20 protein-coding genes are annotated in these 22,177 nt (G+C 66.0%); 9 read left to right on the top strand and 11 right to left on the bottom strand.

Going from position 1 to position 22,177, the window contains the following annotated elements:
* Positions 1-88: 88 nt before the first annotated feature.
* Positions 89-541: a helix-turn-helix domain-containing protein gene (locus tag IB235_RS17025; protein WP_155040749.1), complete on the top strand. Its 453-nt coding sequence runs from the start codon at positions 89-91 to the stop codon at positions 539-541.
* Here the strand turns inward: IB235_RS17025 and IB235_RS17020 are convergent.
* The 8 genes from IB235_RS17020 to IB235_RS16985 form a co-directional block, all read right to left on the bottom strand.
* Positions 522-2,816, bottom strand: coding sequence for a penicillin acylase family protein (locus tag IB235_RS17020; protein ID WP_192337699.1), 2,295 nt, complete (start codon positions 2,814-2,816; stop codon positions 522-524). The two genes, IB235_RS17025 and IB235_RS17020, sit on opposite strands and share 20 nt — an antisense overlap.
* Before the next feature lie 73 nt (positions 2,817-2,889).
* Positions 2,890-4,023: a M20/M25/M40 family metallo-hydrolase gene (locus tag IB235_RS17015; RefSeq protein ID WP_192337698.1), complete on the bottom strand. Its 1,134-nt coding sequence runs from the start codon at positions 4,021-4,023 to the stop codon at positions 2,890-2,892.
* A complete protein-coding gene (locus IB235_RS17010) occupies positions 4,024-5,202 on the bottom strand; it encodes a M20 aminoacylase family protein (protein ID WP_192337697.1) in 1,179 nt (392 codons plus the stop codon).
* Between the two features lie 9 nt (positions 5,203-5,211).
* Positions 5,212-6,867, bottom strand: coding sequence for an ABC transporter ATP-binding protein (locus IB235_RS17005; protein WP_192337696.1), 1,656 nt, complete (start codon positions 6,865-6,867; stop codon positions 5,212-5,214).
* Position 6,868: 1 nt separating this feature from the next.
* Complete coding sequence (locus tag IB235_RS17000) at positions 6,869-7,753, bottom strand: ABC transporter permease (RefSeq protein WP_225612417.1); 885 nt, start codon at positions 7,751-7,753, stop codon at positions 6,869-6,871.
* A complete protein-coding gene (locus IB235_RS16995; protein ID WP_192337695.1) occupies positions 7,750-8,691 on the bottom strand; it encodes an ABC transporter permease in 942 nt (313 codons plus the stop codon). Before IB235_RS16995 ends, IB235_RS17000 begins: the two co-directional genes overlap by 4 nt.
* A gap of 88 nt (positions 8,692-8,779) precedes the next feature.
* A complete protein-coding gene (locus tag IB235_RS16990; RefSeq protein ID WP_192337694.1) occupies positions 8,780-10,366 on the bottom strand; it encodes an ABC transporter substrate-binding protein in 1,587 nt (528 codons plus the stop codon).
* Positions 10,367-10,380: 14 nt separating this feature from the next.
* Positions 10,381-11,892 (bottom strand): M81 family metallopeptidase, encoded by a 1,512-nt coding sequence (locus tag IB235_RS16985; RefSeq protein WP_192337693.1) that lies wholly within the window; start codon positions 11,890-11,892, stop codon positions 10,381-10,383.
* 130 nt (positions 11,893-12,022) lie between these two features.
* Between IB235_RS16985 and IB235_RS16980 the strand changes: the two genes are divergently transcribed.
* The 5 genes from IB235_RS16980 to IB235_RS16960 all read left to right on the top strand — a co-directional run bounded on the left by IB235_RS16980 (position 12,023) and on the right by IB235_RS16960 (position 16,605).
* Entirely contained in the window at positions 12,023-12,838 is an 816-nt protein-coding gene (locus IB235_RS16980) for an IclR family transcriptional regulator (RefSeq protein ID WP_192337692.1), read from the top strand.
* A 69-nt stretch (positions 12,839-12,907) separates the two neighbouring features.
* On the top strand, positions 12,908-13,810 hold the full coding sequence (locus IB235_RS16975) for an ABC transporter substrate-binding protein (RefSeq protein WP_155040740.1): 903 nt from the start codon (positions 12,908-12,910) through the stop codon (positions 13,808-13,810).
* 7 nt (positions 13,811-13,817) lie between these two features.
* Positions 13,818-14,948, top strand: a complete 1,131-nt coding sequence (locus IB235_RS16970; protein WP_192337691.1) for an ABC transporter permease — start codon at positions 13,818-13,820, stop codon at positions 14,946-14,948.
* The gene (locus IB235_RS16965) at positions 14,945-15,871 is read left to right on the top strand and encodes an ABC transporter ATP-binding protein (RefSeq protein WP_192337690.1); all 927 of its coding nucleotides are present in this window, start codon (positions 14,945-14,947) and stop codon (positions 15,869-15,871) included. Before IB235_RS16970 ends, IB235_RS16965 begins: the two co-directional genes overlap by 4 nt.
* Positions 15,868-16,605, top strand: a complete 738-nt coding sequence (locus IB235_RS16960) for an ABC transporter permease (RefSeq protein WP_192337689.1) — start codon at positions 15,868-15,870, stop codon at positions 16,603-16,605. The genes IB235_RS16965 and IB235_RS16960 overlap by 4 nt, the downstream gene beginning before the upstream one ends.
* Here IB235_RS16960 and panC read toward each other — a convergent pair.
* Positions 16,602-17,456, bottom strand: a complete 855-nt coding sequence (gene panC, locus IB235_RS16955) for a pantoate--beta-alanine ligase (RefSeq protein ID WP_192337688.1) — start codon at positions 17,454-17,456, stop codon at positions 16,602-16,604. The genes IB235_RS16960 and panC overlap by 4 nt on opposite strands.
* Positions 17,453-18,283, bottom strand: a complete 831-nt coding sequence (gene panB / locus IB235_RS16950; protein WP_192337687.1) for a 3-methyl-2-oxobutanoate hydroxymethyltransferase — start codon at positions 18,281-18,283, stop codon at positions 17,453-17,455. Before panB ends, panC begins: the two co-directional genes overlap by 4 nt.
* Before the next feature lie 162 nt (positions 18,284-18,445).
* On the opposite strand from panB, the gene IB235_RS16945 reads away from it, so the two are divergent.
* From IB235_RS16945 to IB235_RS16935, 3 genes are read left to right on the top strand one after another with little or no spacing between them, the layout of a single operon-like run.
* On the top strand, positions 18,446-19,102 hold the full coding sequence (locus IB235_RS16945; protein WP_225612415.1) for a lysophospholipid acyltransferase family protein: 657 nt from the start codon (positions 18,446-18,448) through the stop codon (positions 19,100-19,102).
* Complete coding sequence (locus IB235_RS16940; RefSeq protein ID WP_155040734.1) at positions 19,102-20,046, top strand: phosphatidate cytidylyltransferase; 945 nt, start codon at positions 19,102-19,104, stop codon at positions 20,044-20,046. Before IB235_RS16945 ends, IB235_RS16940 begins: the two co-directional genes overlap by 1 nt.
* A 3-nt stretch (positions 20,047-20,049) precedes the next feature.
* On the top strand, positions 20,050-20,688 hold the full coding sequence (locus tag IB235_RS16935) for a CDP-alcohol phosphatidyltransferase family protein (protein WP_192337686.1): 639 nt from the start codon (positions 20,050-20,052) through the stop codon (positions 20,686-20,688).
* On the opposite strand, the gene IB235_RS16930 is transcribed toward IB235_RS16935, so the two are convergent.
* Positions 20,685-22,121: a PLP-dependent aminotransferase family protein gene (locus tag IB235_RS16930; protein WP_192337685.1), complete on the bottom strand. Its 1,437-nt coding sequence runs from the start codon at positions 22,119-22,121 to the stop codon at positions 20,685-20,687. The two genes, IB235_RS16935 and IB235_RS16930, sit on opposite strands and share 4 nt — an antisense overlap.
* Positions 22,122-22,177: the final 56 nt, after the last annotated feature.

The following is a 22,177-nucleotide window of genomic DNA, read 5'->3' as shown; positions in this document are numbered from 1 at the left end:
ATTCCTCGAAGTCCTTGTGGCAGATCTTGCCTTCATTGATTCGGGACCCTAATTCCTCTAGCGACTATAGCTGCAAGAGGTTTCCGCGATGCTGACCATCGGCAAGCTGAGCGAGGCGACCGGGGTCAAGGTCCCGACCATCCGCTATTACGAACAGATCGCGCTGCTGCCCGAACCCGAGCGCAGCACCGGCAACCAGCGGCTTTACGGCAAGGCGGCGCAGGACCGGCTGAACTTCATCCGCCATGCCCGCGACCTTGGCTTCCCGCTGGAGGCGATCCGGGAATTGCTGGGCCTGTCGGACGATCCGAACCGGTCCTGCGCGGCAGCCGACCAGATCGCCAACCGCCAACTTCGGGCGGTAAATGCCCGCATCTCGCGCCTGATCGCGCTGCGCGACGAGTTGCAGCGGATGCTGCAGCAATGCTCATGCGGGACCATTGCCGATTGCCGGGTGATCGAGGTTCTGGGCAATCACGAGCATTGTGCCCATGACCATCATGAGGGCGCGATGGCCGAGCTTATCCCGCCGTCAATGTGATACGCTGCCGGGTGGCGGCCTCGATCCGGGCGTCGGAGTAAAGCAGCGGTGCATATTCGCCCCCCGCCCAAAGCGGCTGCAGGTCGTGGTAATGCGGGTCACCCGGCAGGCCGGACTGGCCTGGTGTATTGACGAACAGGCTGTTGTCCCAGCCGCCGACATCAATCAGCATCCTGACCGACGGTCCCATCAGCACATCAAGGGTTTGCAGGTCGTAGCCCGCATAATTCGGGCTGGCCGACGATCCGCCGCGCGGGATCGGCGGCAGCGACCATTCCGCAGGTGCCAGCCGGTGCAGCGGATGGCGCAGGGTCAGGCGGTGGATGCGACCCCATGCCCAAGCTTGCGGGTCCGCGCCCATCAGCTGGGCACAGTCCGTCCATGCCGCCTCAAGGCTGGCGATGATGTCCGGGGGCAGGTCCACCCGAGCCTGCATCCAGCGCAGAAGCGACGCCGGATCATAGGGTTGCAACAGTTGCAGGACGGCCTCGGACGCGCCTTCGTGACGGGCGATGGCCGGACCAAGATGGCGCGAGAGCCAGATTTCGATGAAGGCCGCGGCGGGGCTGTCGGCGGGAAGCGTGCCGTCGAAACCGTCCAGAAGCGCGCGGACAGGCGCGGGAATGTCCGGCCCTTGTATCAGTCGCACCAGTCCAAGCGCGATGCCGGAATGCAGGCTAAGCTGCATGGCCGCGCAATCCTGCAACGTCACTTGGTCATTGCCCGCCAGCGCCGCGTTCAGGAAATCGTGGCGGCTGCTGTCCAGCCATTCATGGCCGGGCAGGGGGCCGTCCCAGTCTGGCGGCAGGTTGATGGCATTGGCGGTGGCGATGTAGCCGCGCGCGGGGTTCAGCTCGACCGGGGCACTGTCGGGATCGTGCAGCCCCTGCCATTCGAAACGCCCATCGCCGGGCACCGGCAGCAGGCCCTGCCAGTCCTTGCGGATCGGGGCGGAACCGGCGGGTTTCCACAGGGTATTGCCCGCCGCGTCGCCGTAGATATGGTTGACCGAGGGGCAGCCCCAACCGCGCAGGGCTGCAAGATAATCCGGCGGCGTGGTGGCGCGCATGACCGAGAGGCTGGCCATATAGGGCGCGGTTCCGGGCAGGCTCCAGACGGTGCGCAGCGCAAAGGCATGGCTGGCGCTGCGGTGCAGCAGGGGGCCGTGGCGGGTGAATTGCAGGGTGATCCGCTGGTCGGGATGGCCCTTGACCGGCACGGTCTCGGTCAGGGTGGTCAGGCGCTGCCAGCCGTCGTGGTGGCGATACAGATCGGGGTCGTCCGGGTGCAGGTCGTAGGTGTAAAGGTCTTCCTGATCGTGGCCGTGGATGGTCAGGCCGAAGGCGGCATGGCCGTTATGGCCCATCGAGATGCCGGGGACCATCGGCTCACCCGCGCCGATCACGTCGAAGCCGGGCATGGTCAGGTGGGTGATGTAGCGCACCGAGGGCAGGACATGGGTTCGGTGCGGATCAAGGCACAGGATCGGGCGGCCCGATGCCGTGCGCGCGCCCGAGACCACCCAGTTGTTCGAGCCCTCGGTGGCGGCGATGCGGTCAATCTCGCCCAAGGAGGTGGGGCGGGTCCACAGATCGGCGTCAGAAAGTGGCGCGGCCAAACGCTCGGGCGAGAAGCTGACCGGGCTGACGCCCAGCAGGAAGTCGCGCAGCACGCGGGCATCAAGGCTGTGCAGGTCCAGACCCTCGGGGATCTCGGGGATGGTGAAGGGTTCCAGATTGCGGCGCAGCAGGTCCAGACGCGCGCCGGTTTGCGGACCCATCAGCGCCATGACGCGAGCGCGCAGCAGTTCCGAGGTGGCGTTGCGGGTCAGGGAATGGCTGCGGATGCGGACAACATCCGATGGCTGCCACAATGCGGGGCGGTTGCCGAGCAGGGTGAATTCCGGGGGCAAAGGCAGGTTTCCGGCGTGGACGCCTTCGACATAGCAGTTGATGCCCTTGGCGAAGGCGGTGCAGATCGCCTCGGCATCGGGGGCATAGGCCGCCCATTCCGCCGCCATGTCGCCGCGATACAGCAGCAGGCGCGCGGCGCGGTCCTGCGCCAGATAGCCCGGTCCGAAATCGCCCGCCAGCAGGCCCAACCCGCGCTTGCGGGCCAGATCAATCTGCCACAGCCGGTCGCGGGCGGCGTTCCAGCCTTGGGCAAAGAACAGGTCGTCGCGGTTCTCGGCGCGGATATGGGCAATGCCCCATGGGTCGATGCGGATCGACACAGCGTCGGTCAGCCCGTCAAGACGGTGGATCTGGTCGGTCATGGGATGTCCTTGGGGGCCTTTGGGGGGCCTTTGGGGGCGCCGCGCCCAAGGCGGGGGCGCGGCGCGAGGGGGGTCAGTTCAGGTCAAGGAACAGCCCGGCATGGAACCTTGCGCGTTCCAGCAGGCTGGCTTCGATGATGTGCTCGGTCAGGGTATGCAGGCCCGCGCCAAGGACGCCGGTCGAGTCGATGGTCGGTATCCCCAGCGCGCCGGTGAAATTGCCGTCCGAGCCGCCGCCCGAGGGCTGATGGCCCAAGGTGAAGCCCAGTTGCGCGGCGATGCCCTTGGCGCGGTCGTAAAGGGCGATGTCCTGCGGTTGGCCGGGTTTCCAGACCGGGCGGGTGACGCCTCGGGTGACGATGAATTCGACATCGTTTTCCGAGCCCGACAGACCCAGCATGGCGGCGACGCCGCGTTCCAGATCCTCATCGGTCTTGGCCATGGAAAGGGCCTCGGCGAAGCACGAGGAGGAGACGCAGTTGACCCATGTCCCACCCCGGATGACCCCGACCGAGAAGGTGCAGTCATCGCTAGTCATGCCCTCGATCAGGGGGATCTTGCGGGCCATGGTGGCGATGGCCGAACGCCCATCCTTCAGCGCCCAACCGGCATGTGAGGGCACGCCGCGCGTTTCAAGGTTGTAGCGGGCGATGGCGTAGCGGCCGATGACGCAGGACTGGTCCTTCAGCGCCGGTTCGGGAACCACGACATAGCGGTTCAGCAGCGCTTCCTGCTCGATCAGCCCGCGGGTGGCGGGGGTGCCGATTTCCTCATCCGGGGTCAGCAGCAGGGTGACGGGCAGGGGGGTCACCAGACCGGCGCGCATGATCCGGCGCATGGCTTCCAGCGCCACGAAATTGCCGGCCTTCATGTCCTGAATGCCGGGGCCATAGATCTTGCCTTCCTCGCGCCGCCATGGGTTCTGCGCAAGCGTGCCGATCGGATGCACGGTATCCAGATGGCCCGAGACGAGGATGCCGGGCTTGCCGAAATCGGGATGGGGGAATTTCACCCGCAAGGATGGGCCGCAGCCCATGCGACCGGGGATGACCTCAATGGTCGCCCCGGCCGCTGCGCAGTCGAAGGCCACGACATCGACCATGCGCGCAAGAGCGGCGGCATCGAAGGTGGGGCTTTCGGTCTCGATCCACGGGCGCAGGCGGCGGATCATGTCCTCATTGTCGAAGTCGAGGGCAAGGAAGGACATTCAGGCGGCCTTTCGGGTCAGGGGCATGCGGCGCTCGATGATGCGGGCATAGACCGAGGCGCCGATGGGCAGCACCGCCGGGTCAAGGACGAAGGCGGGATTGTGCAGCGCCGCCTGACCGCCATGCATGACGTTGATATAGGCACCGGGAATGCGGGCGGACATGTCGGCGAAATCCTCGCTGCCCATGACCTGCGGGCCGTCATCGGAGACATTGGTTTCGCCCAGCACGTCGGCGGCGGCTTCCAGATAGGCGTCGGACAGCTCGGGTTCGTTGACCAGAACGTCAAAGACATTGCGGATGTCGATGTCGATGGTGATGCCATGGGCGGTGGCAAGGCCCGCGCAAAGCTCGCGCATGCGGGTAGCGACCAGATCCATCACCTCGGGGTCGAAATAGCGCACGGTCCCGGCAATGGTCGCGGTCTGGGGCACGACATTATAGGCCGAGCCGGTGTGGAACTGGGTGCAGGACAGCACGCAGGCCTTCACCGGATCGACATTGCGCGAGACCACCGTTTGCAGCAGCCCGACCAGTTGCGTGCCGATCACCAGCGCGTCGCGCGATTGGTTGGGCTGCGCGGCATGGCTGCCGCGACCATTGACCTTGATGTCGAAGAACGAGGCCCCGGCCATCATCGCGCCCTTGCGGATGCGGGCCTGACCCAAAGTGCCGAAGGGCTGGTTGTGCATGCCGTAGATCTCATCGACGGGGAAACGCTCGAACAGGCCTTCCGCGATCATGCGGCGCGCGCCGCCCAGACCTTCCTCGGCGGGCTGGAAGATGAAGACGGCGGTGCCGTCGAAATCGCGGGTCTGCGCCAGATATTGCGCCGCGCCCAGCAGCATGGTGGTGTGGCCGTCATGGCCGCAGGCATGCATGCGGTCGGCATTCTTCGACGCATAGCCAAGGCCGGTCACCTCCTGGATGGGCAGGGCGTCCATATCGGCGCGCAGCCCGATGCGGCGGTTGCCCTTGCCCTTGCCGCGCAGGATGCCGACCACGCCGGTGGCGGCGATGCCGGTATGAACTTCGTCGAAGCCCCAGTCGCGCAGGTGACGTTCAACCACACCCGAGGCATGGGTTTCCTCGAAGCCCAGCTGCGGGTTTGCGTGGAGATCCTCGAAGACCGCACGCATCTGATCGGCATTGTCCTCGATGAACTTGATGACAGGCATATTCTCTCCTTACGCCACGAGCGGCTTGCCAGCCGCGAAATCCCAGAAACGTCCGGGCGCTGCATCGATCAGCGCACGGGTATAATCATGCTGCGGCTGGTGCAGCACGCGCGAGGCCGGGCCTTGTTCGACCACCTCGCCGCGTTTCATCACCAGCACCTCGTCGCAGATCTGGGCGGCGACGCGCAGGTCATGGGTGATGAAGATGATGGCGATGCCGGTCTGGCGCTGAAGCTCGGCCAGCAGGTCTAGCACCTGCGCCTGAACCGAGACATCCAGCGCCGAGACCGCCTCATCCGCGACCAGCACGTCGGGCTTCAGCATCACCGCGCGGGCAATGGCGATGCGCTGGCGCTGACCACCGGAAAACTGATGCGGATAGCGACCCAGCGCGTCTTCGGGCAGGGACACGATCTTCAGCAGGCGCTTGGCCTCGGCCAGGGCATCGGCGCGGGACATGCCGTAGTTCAGCGGGCCTTCGGTCATCGAGCGCGCAATGGTCCAGCGCGGGTTGAGCGAGCGGAACGGGTCCTGAAACACCACCTGCAGCTTCTTGCGTTTGGGTTTCATCGCGCTGGGGGACAGATGGGCGATGTCGTCGCCATCCAGCAAAATCTGGCCCTCGGTCGGCTCGATCAGCCGCATGATCGAGCGTGCGACCGTGGTCTTGCCCGAGCCGCTTTCGCCGACGATGCCCAGCGTCTGCCCCGGCGACAGGTCGAAATTCACCCCGAACGAGGCGCGGACCTGCGACTTTTTCCCAAGGAACGACCCGGTGTGATAGGTCTTGCCCAGATTGCGGGCGGCAATCACGCTGGCCCCGCTTGCATCGTCGCGGGCTTCACGCGGCACAAGGCTGGGGACCGAGCCCAGCAGCGCCCGCGTATAGACATGCTTGGGCTGTTCCAGAACCTCGCGGATCGGGCCGGATTCAAGGATCTCGCCATGGCGCATGACGCAGACGCGGTCGGCAATTTCGGCGACCACGCCCATGTCATGGGTGATGAACAGCACCGCCGTGCCGTGCTTCTCCTGAAGTTCGGCGATCAGGGACAGGATCTGTTTTTGCGTGGTCACGTCCAGCGCGGTGGTGGGCTCATCCGCGATCAGCAGCGCCGGTTCCAGGATCAGCGCCATGGCGATCATGATGCGCTGGCGCTGGCCGCCCGACAGTTGGTGCGGATAGCTGTCATAGATGCGCTGGACATCGGGCAGATGGACCTGCTCCATGATGTCGATGACCCGGGCGCGCTTTTCGGCGGTACCCATGCGGCTGTGCAGGTCCAGCACCTCGGTGATCTGGGCGCCGACCTTCATCACCGGGTTCAGCGCGGTCATCGGTTCCTGAAAGATCATCGCCAGATCGCGGGCGCGGCGGTCCTTCATCGCGGAAGGTGACAGTGCCAGCAGGTTTTCGCCCTTCAACCGGATCGTGCCCGACCGCACCACCAGCGCGTCCTTGGGCAGCAGCCCCATCGTCGCCAGCGAGGTGACGGATTTGCCCGAGCCGCTTTCCCCGACCAGACAGACGGTTTCCCCGCGGCGGATGTTCAGGCTGACGCCTTTCAGCACCGGAAACCGGGTTTTTCCGGCGGTTTCGACCACCAGATCCTCGATCTGGACGATCACGGGTTCGTGGGACAAGTCCCTTGCGCGAAGTTCCATGTCAGGCCTGCCGTTTCTTCATGCGGGGATCAAGGGCATCGCGGGCGGCATCGCCGATCAGGTTGATCGACAGCACGCAGATGGTCAGAAGCAGCCCCGGCCACAGGATGATGCCGGGATTGATGCGGAAATATTGCCGCCCCTCGGCCATAATATTGCCCCAGGTCGGGATCTCGGTGCTGATGCCCGCGCCAAGGAAGGACAGCAGCGCCTCGGTCAGGATCGCCGAGGCGATGATATAGGTCCCCTGCACGATCATCGGCGCCATGGTGTTCGGCAGCAGGTGCTGGAACAGGATCTTGGGGGTCGACGAGCCAAGCGCCATCGCGGCCTCGACATAGGGTTCCTCGCGCGCGGTCAGCACGACTGATCGCACCAGCCGCACGACGCGGGGCACTTCCGGGATGGTGATCGCCATGATCACCGAACCGATCGAGGGGCCGTTCAGCGCCACAAGGCCGATGGCTATCAGGATCGAGGGCATGGCCATCAGCGCATCCATGGCGCGCATGATGATCGCGTCGGCCAAGCGGAAGTAACCGGCAACCAGCCCGATCAGCACGCCCAGCCCCAGCGCCACCACCGCCGCGCAGATCCCGATCAGCAACGAGATGCGGCCGCCAAGGATCATGCGGGAAAACAGGTCGCGGCCATAGCCGTCGGTGCCCAGCAGATGCGCCTCGGACGGGGGCTTCAGCCGCATCAGCGGGTCCATCGCCAAAGGATCATGGGTGGCGATCTGGGGTGAAAAGATCGTAAGCCCGATCACCGCCAGCAGCATGATCGCGGCGATGAAGGGGGCAAGCCCGGTCTGGGCGGGGGAAACCATGGATAGCAGGCGCAGCGCCAAAGGCTTATCCGCGGCGGAACGGTCGATGTTCGTCAATAGCGGATCCTCGGGTCGAAAAGCGAATAGGACAGGTCGATCAGCAGGTTGATCGCCACATAGACCGAGGCGGTCAGCAGGATCAGCGCCTGAATGACGGGATAGTCGCGCGCCAGAACCGCATCGACGGTCAGCCGCCCGATGCCGGGGATGTTGAAGATGGTCTCGGTCACCACCACGCCCGAAATCAGCAGCGCAAAGCCGGCGCCGACGATCGTGGCGATGGGAACGGCGGCATTCTTCAGCGCATGGACGAACAGGATGCGGCGCTCGCCGACGCCCTTGGCGCGGGCGGTGCGGATGTAATCCTCGTTCAGCACGTCCAGCATGGCGGCGCGGGTCATCCGGGCGATCAGCGCGATATAGATCGAGGCCAGCGTCAGCGCGGGCAGGATGGCGCGTTCAAGGAAGGGGGCAATGCCTGCGGAAAGCGGCTTGAAGCCCTGCGGCGGCAGCCAGCCCAGCTTGACCGAGAAGACCAGCAGCAGGACGTAGCCGACCAGAAACACCGGCACCGAAAAGCCAAGGACTGAAAAGGACATCACCAGATAATCGACCCAGCTGCGATGCTTCCACGCGGCGATCACCCCCATCGGAATGGCGACCAGAACGGCAATGATGATGGTCAGCACCGCCAGCGAGATCGACGGGCCGACGCGTTTGGCGACCAGATCCAGCACCTCGACGCCGGAAATCAGCGAGGTGCCGAAATCGCCGCGCAGGATGCCCGCGATCCATTTGATATATTGGGTCAGCAGGGGCTCGTTCAGGCCCATGGCGTCGCGGATGCGTTGCAGCGTTTCGGGCGTGGCGTTGTCGCCGGCAAGGATCGCCGCCGGGTCTCCGGGGGTCAGGCGCAGCATCAGGAAGACGAAGACCGAGACCAGAAACAGCACCGGAACGACCGAGAGGACGCGCTTGAAGATATAGCTCAGCATGGCTTGTCCGCCGTTCTAGGGGTCAGGCCCGCGCCTGATCAGCAGGCGCGGGAGAGGATCGGCCCGACAGGCGGGCCGATTGGCGGCGTTACTCCTCGGACTTCTTCAGGCCCCAGAAGACCGGGACCGGGGTCGGGGCCATGTCGGTCAGGACCGTGCGGCGGGCCTGCGGGAAGTTGTATTCGCCAAGCGGCACATAGCTGACCGTTTCCATCGCATGGGCCTGGATCTTGTCGGCGGCGGCCTTCTGGGCCTCGGGGGTGGTGGCTGCGATGAACTCCTTGCGCAGTTCCTCGATCTTGGGGTCATCGGGCCAGCCGAACCACGCGGTGTCGCCGCGCCCGTTCAGCATCACACTGATTACCGGGTTCGCCACCTCGGACATCTGCCAGTTGGTGAAGAACATGTTCCAGCCGCCATTGGCGGGTGCCTCCATCGAGGCGCGGCGCGTGACCAGCGTCTGCCAGTCCATCGGCTGCATGTCGACATTGAAGCCCGCCGCGCGCAGTTGCTGGGCTGCGACCACCGGCTGGGCCTTCAGCGTCGGCGCCTCGGTCGGCTGCATCAGGACGACGGGGGTGCCGTCATAGCCGGCTTCCTCCAGCAGCTTCTTGGCGGCTTCGGGATTGCCGGCGGCGGTCAGGGTCTCGGTTCCGGTGGTGCTTTCCAGCCGCGTGCCGCAGCCAAAGATCGCGCCGCAGACCTGATAATATTCCGGGCTGGCGGTCAGCGCGGCCAGAACCGGTTCCTGCGACATGGCCAGCAGCGCGGCCTGACGGATCTTCGGATTGTCGAAAGGCGGGTGCTTGAAGTTCATCCGACCCATGGTCTGGAAGCCAAAGGCCGCGCGTTTTTCCACGGCAACCGTGTCATCGCCTTCCAGCAGCGGGATCAGGTCGACGGGCATGGATTCGATCAGGTCGATATCGCCCGATTGCAGCGCGTTCACCGCCGTCTGGCTGTCGGGCATGGTCAGCCAGCGCACCTTGTCGACATTGACCACCTTGCCGCCGGCATAGCCCGAGGCGGGTTCCGAACGGGGCACATAGTCCTCGTTCTTGACATAGGTCGCGCCGACGCCGGGCTGGAATTCCTCGGTCACGAACTTGAACGGGCCCGAGCCGATATGTTCCTGAATCGCCTGATCCGCCGGGGTCTGGGCGATACGCGCGGGCATGATGAAGGGCGGCAACGCCGATTGCTTGCCCACGGTTTCAAGGAAGGGGCCAAAGGGCGCGCTCAGCGTCCAGACCACGGTCTTGTCGTCCTTGGCCTCCAGCGAGGCGGTGACGTCCATGATCATCTGGCCGCCGGTGTCGCGCTTGCCCCAGCGCTGCAGCGAGGCGACGACATCGGCCCCGGTGACCGGCGCGCCGTCGTGGAATTTCAGCCCGTCGCGCAGGGTGAAGGTATAGGTCAGCCCGTCATCGGAAGCGGTGACATCGGCCATCTGCGGCTGGATCTTGCCGGTCTCATCCTCGGCCACCAGCACGTCATAGATCATATAGGCGTGGTCGCGGGTGATATGGGCGGTGGTGATGACCGGGTCCAGCACACGCAGGTCGGAATGCATGACGGCGGTGACGGTGGTCTCGGCCAGCGCCCCGCCAGCGGCCAGAGCGAATACCGAGGCAAAAAGGCCCGCTTTCATCGAAAGCGTCTTCGAATGGGTCATCTTCGTCTTCTCTCTCACTGTTGCTGGGTTTCTTCTTGGATTTTGAAAACCGGTCCCATCGGACGCAGCCGCATGCCTGCGCGCAGCCGCGTCCATGGCAGGGCCGAGGGGCATAGCGGCATCGCGCCGGGGGCGGTGGCGACCAGGATGGTTTCCGCGATGGGCTCGAAATCGGCGCGGAAATGCACCGAGCTTTTGTTCACCAGAATCTTCTGGTCCTCGGGGGTGATCCCGACCATGCGATAGAAATTGCGGTCGGCCATCTGGGCGATATGGCTGGTGACGACGACGCGGATGCCGTCGATTTCCAGCGCCGCCGAAGGTCCCATGTCGATGCGGGTGCCGCCGTAATAGGGGCCGGTCGCATGGACATGACCGTCGGACAGCGCGGCGACGCGGACGCGGACCGGGAAGGGCGCGTCATCCGCCAGCCCGGAACGTCCACCCAGCGGCAGGGTGATTTCAGCACCGACGCCCGCAGCATGAGCGGCTCGCGCGGCCTCGGGGTCGTGGAAATTGCCAAGCGCCGCGCCCTGCGCCCCGCAGGCGATCAGCGCGCGCAGCATGCCGGTGGTGTCGGACGATCCGCCCGCACCCGGATTGTCCTGCGTATCGGCGATGATCACCGGGCGGGTGGCCGAAACCGCCAGCCGCATCGCTTCGCGCACGGCGTCCTCGGGGTCATAGGAGCGGCCTGCGAAATCGGCCTCGGCCTCGGTCAGGGCCTTGGCCATGCGGTCGGCATGGGCCTGAACGGCAAGGGCATCGGGGCCATAGGCCAGCACCGCGGGGCCGCATCCGGGGAAGTCCGCCGCCGGAAAACCCATGAAGATCGAGGCGGTCGCCACCCCTTCGGGCAGTTCGCGCGTCATTCGGTAAAGGCCGCGGGCGGGCTCGGTCTCGCTGCATTGCCAGGCGATCGGGATCAGGAAATCGATGCGGCGCATCGCCTTGGCCCATTTCCGGCCACTTGCCAGCATTTCATCCAAAGCCGCCGCCGCGCGCCAGCCGGTTTCCGCCATGTCGACATGCGGATAGGTGCGGAAGCCGACCATGATGTCGGAATGCTGGAACATCTGGGGCGTGATATTGCCATGCAGGTCCAGCGCGCAGGCGATGGGCAGGTCGGGACGGGCGGCTCGGATGCGGGCCAGCAACTCGCCTTCACCATCCTCGACATGCTCGGCGACCATCGCGCCATGCAGGTCCAGACAGATCGCGTCGATCGGGCCGCAATCGGCCAGCCCCTGCACTATGTCATCGGCAATCGTCTCGAACGCCTCGCGCGTCACCGGGGCCGAGGGGATCGCCCCGGTCCACAGGATCGGAACGATGTTCCATCCGGCGCGGTTGGCATAATCGAGCATGCCCGCAATGCCCAGATTGACGCCCCGCGCCGCCTCTCGCAGTGCCGCGCCACGGGTCAGGGGGATATAGCCGCCGCCCTGCCGGAACGCCGCCATATCGGCCGCCGCGCTGGCAAAGCTGTTACTCTCGTGCAGGAAGCCGGCAAACGCGACACGCATGGGATCGAAAGCTCCTGATCGTAACGTTTCGATTGAAATGTATCGACAGACAATACATCGTTATCGAAATGAAACGTCATGCCGGATGCGGCTGTCAACGAAAATTCTTCTACTTGGGGTGACCAGTCTCATGTTTCGCGAACTGACCGGAGTTTCGACATTCGATCCCGCAGAAGCTGAACAATTTGGCGAAGACCCGCTATTCGTGCGCGCTGCGGCACGGGCAGTGGCAATCCTGTCGGTTTTCGAAATGACCCCCAAGCCATTGACGCTCAGCGAAATTTCCGAGTTGTCTGGAATGGACCGCAGCGCCACGCAGCGCATGGTGCATACGCTGCAGGCCTTGGGCATGATCATGCGCGATGACGAGGATCGGGGCTATCTGCCGGGCAAGCGCATCCTGACCATGGCCTGTTCCAGCCTGCGCCTGAACCCGATTCTGCAAAAGGCGACGCCGGTCCTGCTGGAGCTGCGCCGCCGCTCGCATGAGCGGGTGGACATGTCGCTGTGGGACGACACGCGGCTGATCTATGCGCTGCGCATGCCCTCGAAGCATGAGATTTTCACCGCGACGCTGACCGGCAACACCGTGCCGACCTATTGCACGGCGGGGGGGCTGGCGGTGCTGTCGCGGCTGTCCGACGCCGAGATCGCGGATATCTTTGCCCGCTCGGATGTCACGCCCTTCACCCCCCAGACCATCACCACGCTGGATCAGGTCATGGCCGAGGTTCAGGCGACGCGGCAACGCGGTCATGCCGTCGCCGTCCGGCAATTGCTGCATCACGAGATCGCCCTTGGGGTTGCGGTGCTGGATGGTCAGGGCCGCCCGGTCGGGGCCATCCATCTGGCGGGGTCGCTGGACGAACATTCGGCCGAGGATTTCTCGGCCCGGTTCGGATCGCTGCTGCGGCAGGCGGGGCAATCGCTGTCAGGCTATCGCTGACGGGAACCAATTCCACATCCCGCGCGTCTAGCATCGAGCCGCCATCCCCTTGTATCGGGAGAATTCGCCATGCTGTCACGTGCCGCCGCCCTGTCGCTGATCCTGCTGGCCTCGCCGCTACAAGCGCAGGACATCGTGGTCTCATCGAAAATCGATACCGAGGGCGGCCTTTTGGGCAACATGATCCTGCTGGCGCTGCAGGATGCGGGAATGCCGGTCAAGGACCGGCTGCAACTGGGCGGCACGCCGATCATGCGCGATGCGATCACCGCCGGGCAGATCGATATCTATCCCGAATATACCGCGAACGGCGCGTTCTTCTTCAACGAGGCCGACAGCCCGGTCTGGAAGGACGCCCAGCAGGGTTTCGCCCGCGTGGCCGAACTGGACAAGGCGCAAAATGATATCGTTTGGCTGGACCCTGCGCCCGCCAACAACACCTGGGCGATTGCGCTGCGTCAGGACATTGCCAGCGCGAACGGGATCGCCACCATGTCGCAATTGGGCGAATGGATTGCGGGGGGCGGGGCGATCAAGCTGGCGGCCTCGGCTGAATTCGTGACCTCGCCCGCAGCGCTTCCGGCGTTCCAGCAGACCTATGGCTTTACCCTGAAGCCCGATCAGCTGGTGCAACTGGCGGGCGGCGATACGGCTGCGACCATCGCGGCGGCGGCGCAGCAGATTTCCGGGGTGAACGCGGCCATGGTCTATGGCACCGATGGCGCCATTGCCGAGGCAGGCCTGCTGGTCATGGAGGATGACAAGGCCGTCCAGCCCGTCTATGAGCCCGCGCCGATCATCCGCGCCAAGGTGCTTGAAGCGCATCCCCAGATCCGCGAGGTTCTGGCCCCGATCTTTCAGGCGCTGACCTTGCAGACTTTGCAGACCCTGAACGGTCGAATTCAGGTGGGTGGAGAGCCCGCGCAGGCCGTCGCCAAGGATTTCCTGACCGGGGCAGGCTTCCTGAAGTGACCGCATGATGTCGCGGCCGGGGGTCCTGTTCGCGCTGGTGGGTATTTCCGGGCTGTTCCTGCCCCTTGTCCATCTGCGACCGAACCGGATCGTGCCGGGCGAAGGCATCGCCCTGACCGCCGGATTCGCTGTCGGACCGCTGATAGCGGCGGGGCTGGCGGCAATCCTGACCGCTGGGTGCCTTGGGCGTTGGTCGCCTTGGCTGAGGACCGCTGCCGCGTTGCTGGGGCTGGTCGGGGTCATCTCCTCTCTGGGACTGGCGGCGGGGCATCTGTTGCCCAAGGGGAACGGGCTGGCGCGGGTGGCCCCGGCCTCGGGGTTCTGGCTGCTGCTTGCGGCTTTTGCCTTGATGCTGGCCGACGGGCTGACGCGTCTGCGGCCCTCGGTGGCGGCAAGCTGGCTGATCCTTGCCGGGGTTCTGGCACTGGCAGCGACTCTGCTGGGATCGGGGCTGCTGGATCAGGTCTCGGTCATGCGGGAATATGCGACCCGGCGCGGGCCATTTCTGGCCGAGACGCAGACCCATCTGGCGCTTGCCTTCGGCTCGCTGGGGCTGGCGCTGGCGGTGGGGCTGCCGCTGGGGGTGGCGATCTATCTGACAGCCCGCGTGCGGGGACCGGTCCTGACCGTGCTGAACATCGTCCAGACCATCCCGTCGCTGGCGCTGTTCGGGATCATGATCCCGCTGCTGGGCTGGATCGCGACCCTGCCGGGGGCGGATCGGCTGGGGGTATCCGGTATCGGCAGCTTTCCGGCGCTGGTGGCGCTGTTTCTGTATGCGCTGCTGCCGGTGGTGTCGAATACGCTCTCGGGGTTGCAGGGTGTGCCCCTTCCGGTGCGCGAGGCGGCCTTGGGTCTGGGCATGACGCGCGGGCAATTGCTGGCGCAGGTGCTGATCCCGCTGGCCTTGCCCAGCCTGCTGGCGGCGGTGCGGATCGTGCTGGTGCAGAATATCGGTCTGGCGGTGATCGCCGGGCTGATCGGAGGCGGCGGATTTGGCACTTTCGTCTTTCAGGGGCTGAACCAGACGGCGATGGATCTGGTGCTGCTGGGGGCGCTGCCGACCATCGCGCTGGCGCTGCTGGCCGGGATCGTCATGGACCTGCTGCTGGGCATGAGCCGGGGCGCGCAAGCATGATCGAGCTGCACCACCTGACGCGGGTCTATGCCGGCGTTCCGGTGGTCGACGATGTCAGCCTGAACGTCCCCGAGGGCGAAATCACCGCGCTGGTCGGCACCTCGGGTTCGGGCAAGACCACGCTTCTGCGGATGATCAACCGGCTGGTCGAGCCCACGACCGGGCAGGTACTGATCGGGGGGCAGGATGTGGCGGGCCAGCCGGTGCATCTGCTGCGACGGCGTATCGGCTATGTCATTCAGGGGGTGGGGCTGTTTCCCCATCACAGCGTGGCCCGCAATATCGCCACCGTGCCGCGCCTGCTGGGCTGGCCGCCCGCGCAGATCGGGGCGCGGGTGGATGAGCTGTTGCAGCTGTTCCAGCTGGACCCCGCGACCTTTCGCAATCGGATGCCGCATCAGCTGTCGGGCGGGCAGGCGCAGCGCGTGGGCGTGGCGCGGGCGTTGGCGGCGCGGCCCGATCTGCTGCTGCTGGACGAACCTTTCGGCGCGCTGGATGCGATCGGGCGGGCCCGCGCACAGGCGGATCTGCGCGGGGTCCAGCGGCAATTGGGCACGACCATGATCCTTGTCACCCATGACATCAACGAGGCCGTGCAGCTTGGCGACCGCATCGCCGTCATGGATCACGGCAGGATCTTGCAGCACGACCGGCCCGAACGCATCCTGACCGATCCCGCCACGCCCTTTGTGCAGGCGCTGATCGGCCCTAGCGAGCGCGCCTTTCACTTGCTGTCGCTCAGCGCCGTTTCGGGCATGACCCAGCCGGGACAGACGCAAGGCCCTGCCATTCCCGCTGACGCCAGTCTGCGCGATGCCTTGGCCGAATGCCTGTGGAGCGGCCGTGACGCCCTGCCCGTCGAAGGCGGCGGCATTGTCACGCTGGCGGCATTGCGCGCCCATGCCCGTCAGGCCCCGGAATGATCGGTCGCGTCCTTCCGGCGCTGGTGGCGGGGCTTTTGCTGATCTTTCTGCTGAGCCCTGACAGCTTCGCGTCGCTGTTTCGGCCCTTTACCCGCAATGGCGCACCGCCGATCTATGGCCAGACCAGCCTGCTGGCCCTGACGCTCTCGCATCTGGCCATCGTTGCGGTGGCGGTGCTTGCCTCGACGCTGGTGGCGCTGGTTCTGGCGGTGCTGGTGACGCGGCCCTCGGGGCGCGAGTTTCTGCCCTTGGCGCGGACCGTCACCTCGGTCGGGCAGACATTTCCGCCGGTCGCTGTGCTGGCCTTGGCCGTGCCGGTCATGGGGTTTGGGACTGCGCCGACGCTGGTTGCGCTGTTTTTGTACGGCCTGCTGCCGGTATTTGAAAACACGCTGGCGGGCCTGACCGATCAGCCGCCCGAAGTCACCGAGGCCGCCCGCGCCATGGGCATGACCAACAGGCAGCGGTTGTGGCAGGTCGAGCTGCCGCTGGCGCTGCCGCTGATCCTTGCCGGGATGCGGCTGACGGCGGTGATCTCGATGGGGACGGCGACCATCGGATCGACGGTCGCGGCCAAGACCCTGGGCGAGGTCATCATCGCCGGGCTTTTGTCGTCGAACACCGCCTTTGTCCTGCAAGGCGGCATGGTGGTCGGCATCATCGCGGTGCTGATCCACCATCTGTTCCAACGGCTTGAGAGCCGCGCCGCCCGTGCCGCCGGGCAGGGCGTTTAGCCCTGCGCCGGGAGTGTCACCGCGACATTGTCGATCAGCCGCACACCGTCCAGCCAAGCCGCGACCAGCAGGCGCGCGGGGCGTCCGGGCTGTGCCTCGCCAAGGCTTTCGGCGTCGCACAACTCAAGATACTCGACCGGGGACAACCCGGCCTCGACCAGCTTTACCGTGGCCCCGGCAAGGGTCGGGGAAATGGTCCCGCCCGCCTCGATCCGTGCCGCCGTTCCCAGCAGCACCGCGGGCAACAAGGCCGCCCGCGCCCGCGCATCGGGCGACAGCCGCTGATTGCGCGAGGACAGCGCCAGCCCGTCCGCCGCCCGAATGGCCGGGCAGGGCACGATCAGGATGGGCAGATGCAGATCCGCGACCATCCGGCGCACGACCTGCAACTGCTGCCAGTCCTTTTCGCCGAAATAGGCGCGATCCGCCCGCGTCATGTTGAACAGCAGCGCCACCACCGTCGCCACGCCGTCGAAATGGCCGGGGCGATGCGCGCCCTCCAGCGGCTCGCTGACGCCCGAGACGGAAATCGTGGTGGCATGACCGGGCGGATAGACCTCGGCCGCGTCGGGAACGAACAGCACATCCGCGCCCAGCGGCGACAGGATCGCCGCATCGGCATCCTCGGTCCGGGGGTATTTCGCGAAATCCTCGGGGTTGTTGAACTGGCGCGGGTTCACGAACAGCGTCACGATCACCCGGTCGCATTCGGCCTGCGCCGCGCGGACAAGGCTCAGATGCCCGTCATGCAGCGCGCCCATCGTGGGAACAACGCCGATTGTCGCGCCCGCCGCGCGCCAGTCGCGGGTCAGGTCGCGCAACTCGGCCAGCGAGCGGACGATCCGGGTCATTTCCGCGCCACGTGATCGGCAAAGACATGTTCGGGGCCGGGGAAGCGGCGGGCGCGGACATCCTCGGCATAGGCGGCGATGGCGTCCGAGGCGCTGTCGCCCAGCTCGGCATAGCGACGCACGAATTTCGGGCGGAAATCGCCGAACAGGCCCAGCATGTCATCGACGACCAGCACCTGACCGTCGCATTCCGGTCCGGCACCGATGCCGATGGTCGGGACCGGGATCGCGCCGGTGATCCGCGCGCCAAGGCTTTGCGGCAGCTTTTCAAGAACGACGGCAAAGGCCCCGGCCTCGGCCAGCGCGGCGGCCTCGGCCTCGATGCGGGCGCCGTCCTCGCCCCGGCCCTGCACCTTGTAGCCGCCCAGCGTGTTCACCGCCTGCGGGGTCAGGCCGACATGGCCCATGACCGGGATGCCGCGCGCGACCAGAAAGGCCACGGTCTCGGCCATGTGCAGCCCGCCTTCCAGCTTGACCGCCTGACAGCCGGTTTCCGACATCAGCCGGGCGGCGTTGCGCATGGCCTGCTGGGGGGATTCCTCATAGCTGCCAAAGGGCATGTCGACGACAAGACAGGCGCGCTCGATGCCGCGCGCCACCGCCTTGCCATGCAGGATCATCATTTCCATTGTGACGCCGACGGTCGAGGGCAAGCCGTGCAGCACCATGCCAAGGCTGTCGCCCACCAGCACCAGATCGCAATGGGCGTCCACCAGCCGGGCCATGGGCGTGGTATAGGCGGTCAGACAGGCGATCGGCGCTTGCCCCTTGCGGGCAAGGATATCGCTGGGTGTCATCCGATGCTGCCGGTCGGGCGTCGCGCTCATCCGGGTCTCCTCCTGTCGCAAATCCGGGCGCATGACGCCGCAGGCGGCCCGATAAAGCGCGCCGACCCCTGTGGCAACCGAAATCACGCGGGCGTGGGTGGTTGATCGCGCCCCCGCAATATTGCCATAACCCCCTTGTCGGGAACGGCAAGGGGGGACGGGATGGCGATTCAGGGTATGCGCAGCGGGCTGGCGCAGTTCAGCGGGCGGGCCATCACCTTTTTCGCACGCGCGGTTACGGCGGTGCGTCCGGTCTGGCAGGGCCTCGACCCCGGTCAGGCGCGGCAGCGCATCTATTTCGCCAATCACGCCAGCCATGGCGATTTCATCCTGATCTGGGCCGTGCTGCCGCCGCGCCAGCAGCAGGCTACCCGGCCCGTCGCCGGGGCCGATTACTGGCAAAAGGGGCGTTTGCGCAGCTTCATCGGGCAGGATGTGTTCAACGCTTTGCTGATCCAGCGCAATAACGGGCAGACCACCACCGGCCCGGTCGACCTGATGGCCGAGGCGCTGGATGCCGGCGCATCGCTGATCGTGTTCCCGGAAGGCACACGCAACCAGACGGATGAGGCGCTGTTGCCCCTGAAAAGCGGCCTCTATCACCTTGCCCGCCAGCGTCCGCAGGTCGATCTGGTCCCGGTCTGGATCGAGAACCTGAACCGGGTCCTGCCCAAGGGCGCGCTGATCCCCGTGCCGCTGATGTGCAAGGTGATCTTCGGCGCGGCTCTGCATGTCGCACCCGATGAGGCCAAGGACGATTTCCTGAACCGCGCGCGCGCGGCGCTGCTGTCGCTCAAACCCCAGCCCGAGGCCAACTGATGGATGACGCACGTTCCGACCTTCTGACCGTCATCGCCGGGATCGGCGGCGTGCTGGTCTTTGCATCCGTCGTCGGCTGGGCGCTGGCCCGGCGCTATTCGCCGCAGGGCGAAAGCTCCGCCATCGAGAACCTGAACGACCGCATCCGCGCCTGGTGGGTGATGACGCTGGCGCTGGCGCTGGCCTTTCTTGGCGGGCATGTGGGCGTGATCGCGCTGTTCGCGCTGTGCTCTTTCGCGGCCCTGCGCGAGTTCATGACCCTGACCAACGCCACCCGCGCCGATCACAACACGCTGGCGGCGGCGTTCTTCATCGTGCTGCCGGTGCAGTTCTGGCTGGTCTGGATCAAGTGGTACGGGCTTTATTCGATCTTTATCCCGGTCTATGTGTTTCTGCTGCTGCCGATCATCTCGGCTTTGGCGGGGGAAACGCGCAACTACCTGATCCGCATTGCGGAAATGCAATGGGCGCTGATGATCTGCGTCTTCTGCGTGTCGCATGTCCCGGCGCTGCTGAACCTGAACATTCCGGCCGGGCGGGGCGTGCTGCTGATCGCCTTTCTGGTGATCGTCGTCCAGCTTAGCGACGTGCTGCAATATGTCTGGGGCAAGCTGATCGGGCGGCACAAGATCGCGCCGAAGCTTTCGCCCTCGAAAACCGTCGAGGGGTTCATCGGCGGCAGCCTGTCCGCCACGCTGATCGGCACGGCCCTGTGGTGGATGACGCCCTTTACGCCGCTGCAGGCCGCGGGGATGAGCCTGCTGATCACGATGATGGGCTTTGCGGGCGGGCTGGTCATGTCCGCGATCAAGCGTGATCGCGGCGTCAAGGACTGGGGCCATTCCATTGCCGGGCATGGCGGTTTCATCGACCGGCTGGATTCGGTGCTGTTCGCCGCGCCGATCTTTTTCCACGTCACCCGATATTTCTGGAAACTGGGATGAACCATGGCCGAGCCTGAAAACCGCCGCCCCCTTGCCAGCCGCGACACCCGCTGGGCCGCGCGCATCACCCGCTGGCTGGCCGGAACCGGCATCACGCCAAATCAGATCTCGATCGCCGGGATCGGGGCCGCGCTGCTGGCGGGCGGTAGCTTCTGGCTGGCGGGCGAGGCACAGGGCAGGGCGATCTGGCTGATCCTTGGCGCGGCCTTCTGCCAGTTGCGGCTGCTGTGCAATCTGTTCGACGGCATGGTCGCAATCGAGGCCGGGCGGGCCTCGCCCGATGGTGGGTTCTGGAATGAATTTCCCGACCGGGTCGCTGATCTGCTGATCCTGATGGGGGTCGCCATGGGCGTGGGTCAGCCCGCGCTTGGCTGGGCGGCGGTCAGCTTTGCCTTTCTGACCGCCTATGTCCGGCAATTGGGGATTGGCTGCGGCGCTGGCGCGGATTTCGCCGGACCGATGGCCAAGCAGCACCGCATGGCGCTGGTCACTGGCGCAGCGCTGCTGTCCTTGGCCGAGCCGCTTTGGGGCGGGCAAGGTGATATCCTGCGCGCGGCGTTGTGGATCATCGCCATCGGCGCGGCCCTGACCGCCTTGCGCCGCGCGACCCGGCTGGTCAGAAAGCTGCGCGCGGGCCTCTAGTCCCAGGGACCGGCCTCAAGGATTGAGGCCAGCATCCCGACGCCGGTTTCGATCTGGCGCAGGCTCAGCGCCGAATATCCCATGACCAGACCCGGCATGGCGGGTCGGGGCTGCCCAATGGCCGAGTAATGCGGCGCGATGGAATGCAGGCCCAGACCACGGGCATGGGCGGCGCGGATCAGTGCGGCCTCGCGCTCATGCTGGATATGGGGGAACCATGCGACCAGATGCAGGCCTGCTGCCTCGCCCTCGATCCGCAGCTTCGGGCCGAAATGCCATTGCAGCGCGGCGATCAGGGCGCTGCGGCGGTCATTGTGGTGACGCCTGATCCTGCGGATATGGGCCTCATAGGCGCCGGATTCGATCAGGCTGGCCAGGGCGTCCTGCTCCAACACCGGGGCGTGGCGGTCGGTCAGGCGCTTGGCGGTGGCAAAGGCGTCGGACAGATCGCGCGGAACCACCATGTAGCCCAGCCGCAGGGTTGGCGACAGGGTCTTGGAGACGGTGCCCAGATAGATCACCCGGCCATTGTCGTCCAGCTTGTGCAGCGGTGGCACCGGGTCGAGGTCATAGCGGTATTCGCCGTCATAATCGTCCTCGATCACATGTGCCCCTTGGGTGGCGGCCCAGTCCAGCACCCGGCTGCGTCGCAGCATGGGCATGACCCCGCCCAGCGGAAACTGGTGCGAGGGGGTCAGATAGACCAGCTGCGCCGAAACTGCCTCAAGCGTCTCGGTCATCAGCCCGTCCCGGTCTACGGACAGCGGCACCTCGCGCGCGCCGGTCGCGGCAAAGACATTGCGGGCCATCGGATAGCAGGGGTTTTCGATGGCAAAGCTGTCCGTGGGGTCCAGAAGCAGTCTTGCGCACAGGTCCAGCCCCTGCTGCGAGCCGTTGACGACGATGATCTGGTCCAGATCGCAGTGCAACATCCGTGCCCGCCACAGATAGCCCTGCAGCGCCCGACGCAGCCGCACCGTGCCGCGCGGGTCCTGATAGGACAGCCGCTCGGGGCGCTGCATGGCGGCGTTCGAGACCGCCTTGCGCCAAAGCGCGGTCGGGAAATCCGCGGCCGCGACATCGCCATGACGGAAATCGACCGCCAGCCCCTCGCGCCGGTATTCGGGCCATGACGGGATGGCGGCCATTCGGCGGCCAAAGGCGGATAGCGCCGAAGGTGCGTTGGCCAGCGGTTTGCGGGGCGCATCGGGCAGCATTGCCGACGCGATGACCCTTGGCCGCGCGCCCTGCCGGACCTCGATATAGCCTTCGGCCAGAAGCTGGTCATAGGCGGTGGTCACGGTGGTGCGCGACACGCCCAGCTCAGCCGCAAGCGCGCGAGATGAGGGCAGGGTATCGCCCGGCGACAATGCCCCGCCCAGAATCTGATCGCGCAATTCCTGACAGATCTGGCGCGCGCCCGTGCCGCTCATGTCCTTGGCCTTTCCGCAACTGGCCCACGAAAATTGCCACAAACTGGCCCTGTCAT

It is taken from the genome of Paracoccus sp. PAR01 (genome assembly GCF_014851995.1).
Lineage (GTDB): Bacteria > Pseudomonadota > Alphaproteobacteria > Rhodobacterales > Rhodobacteraceae > Paracoccus > Paracoccus litorisediminis.
The sequence above is the reverse complement of the archived record's forward strand: the minus strand, read 5'-3'. Positions and strand labels throughout refer to the sequence as shown.

What these genes read in the sequence shown, in the direction of transcription:
- IB235_RS17025 (WP_155040749.1), top strand. Translation starts at nt 89, where the DNA reads ATGCTGACCATCGGCAAGCTGAGCGAGGCGACCGGGGTCAAGGTCCCG.
- IB235_RS17020 (WP_192337699.1), bottom strand. Translation starts at nt 2,816, where the DNA reads ATGACCGACCAGATCCACCGTCTTGACGGGCTGACCGACGCTGTGTCG.
- IB235_RS17015 (WP_192337698.1), bottom strand. Translation starts at nt 4,023, where the DNA reads ATGTCCTTCCTTGCCCTCGACTTCGACAATGAGGACATGATCCGCCGC.
- IB235_RS17010 (WP_192337697.1), bottom strand. Translation starts at nt 5,202, where the DNA reads ATGCCTGTCATCAAGTTCATCGAGGACAATGCCGATCAGATGCGTGCG.
- IB235_RS17005 (WP_192337696.1), bottom strand. Translation starts at nt 6,867, where the DNA reads ATGGAACTTCGCGCAAGGGACTTGTCCCACGAACCCGTGATCGTCCAG.
- IB235_RS16995 (WP_192337695.1), bottom strand. Translation starts at nt 8,691, where the DNA reads ATGCTGAGCTATATCTTCAAGCGCGTCCTCTCGGTCGTTCCGGTGCTG.
- IB235_RS16990 (WP_192337694.1), bottom strand. Translation starts at nt 10,366, where the DNA reads ATGACCCATTCGAAGACGCTTTCGATGAAAGCGGGCCTTTTTGCCTCG.
- IB235_RS16985 (WP_192337693.1), bottom strand. Translation starts at nt 11,892, where the DNA reads ATGCGTGTCGCGTTTGCCGGCTTCCTGCACGAGAGTAACAGCTTTGCC.
- IB235_RS16980 (WP_192337692.1), top strand. Translation starts at nt 12,023, where the DNA reads ATGTTTCGCGAACTGACCGGAGTTTCGACATTCGATCCCGCAGAAGCT.
- IB235_RS16975 (WP_155040740.1), top strand. Translation starts at nt 12,908, where the DNA reads ATGCTGTCACGTGCCGCCGCCCTGTCGCTGATCCTGCTGGCCTCGCCG.
- IB235_RS16970 (WP_192337691.1), top strand. Translation starts at nt 13,818, where the DNA reads ATGTCGCGGCCGGGGGTCCTGTTCGCGCTGGTGGGTATTTCCGGGCTG.
- IB235_RS16965 (WP_192337690.1), top strand. Translation starts at nt 14,945, where the DNA reads ATGATCGAGCTGCACCACCTGACGCGGGTCTATGCCGGCGTTCCGGTG.
- IB235_RS16960 (WP_192337689.1), top strand. Translation starts at nt 15,868, where the DNA reads ATGATCGGTCGCGTCCTTCCGGCGCTGGTGGCGGGGCTTTTGCTGATC.
- panC (WP_192337688.1), bottom strand. Translation starts at nt 17,456, where the DNA reads ATGACCCGGATCGTCCGCTCGCTGGCCGAGTTGCGCGACCTGACCCGC.
- panB (WP_192337687.1), bottom strand. Translation starts at nt 18,283, where the DNA reads ATGAGCGCGACGCCCGACCGGCAGCATCGGATGACACCCAGCGATATC.
- IB235_RS16945 (WP_225612415.1), top strand. Translation starts at nt 18,446, where the DNA reads ATGGCGATTCAGGGTATGCGCAGCGGGCTGGCGCAGTTCAGCGGGCGG.
- IB235_RS16940 (WP_155040734.1), top strand. Translation starts at nt 19,102, where the DNA reads ATGGATGACGCACGTTCCGACCTTCTGACCGTCATCGCCGGGATCGGC.
- IB235_RS16935 (WP_192337686.1), top strand. Translation starts at nt 20,050, where the DNA reads ATGGCCGAGCCTGAAAACCGCCGCCCCCTTGCCAGCCGCGACACCCGC.
- IB235_RS16930 (WP_192337685.1), bottom strand. Translation starts at nt 22,121, where the DNA reads ATGAGCGGCACGGGCGCGCGCCAGATCTGTCAGGAATTGCGCGATCAG.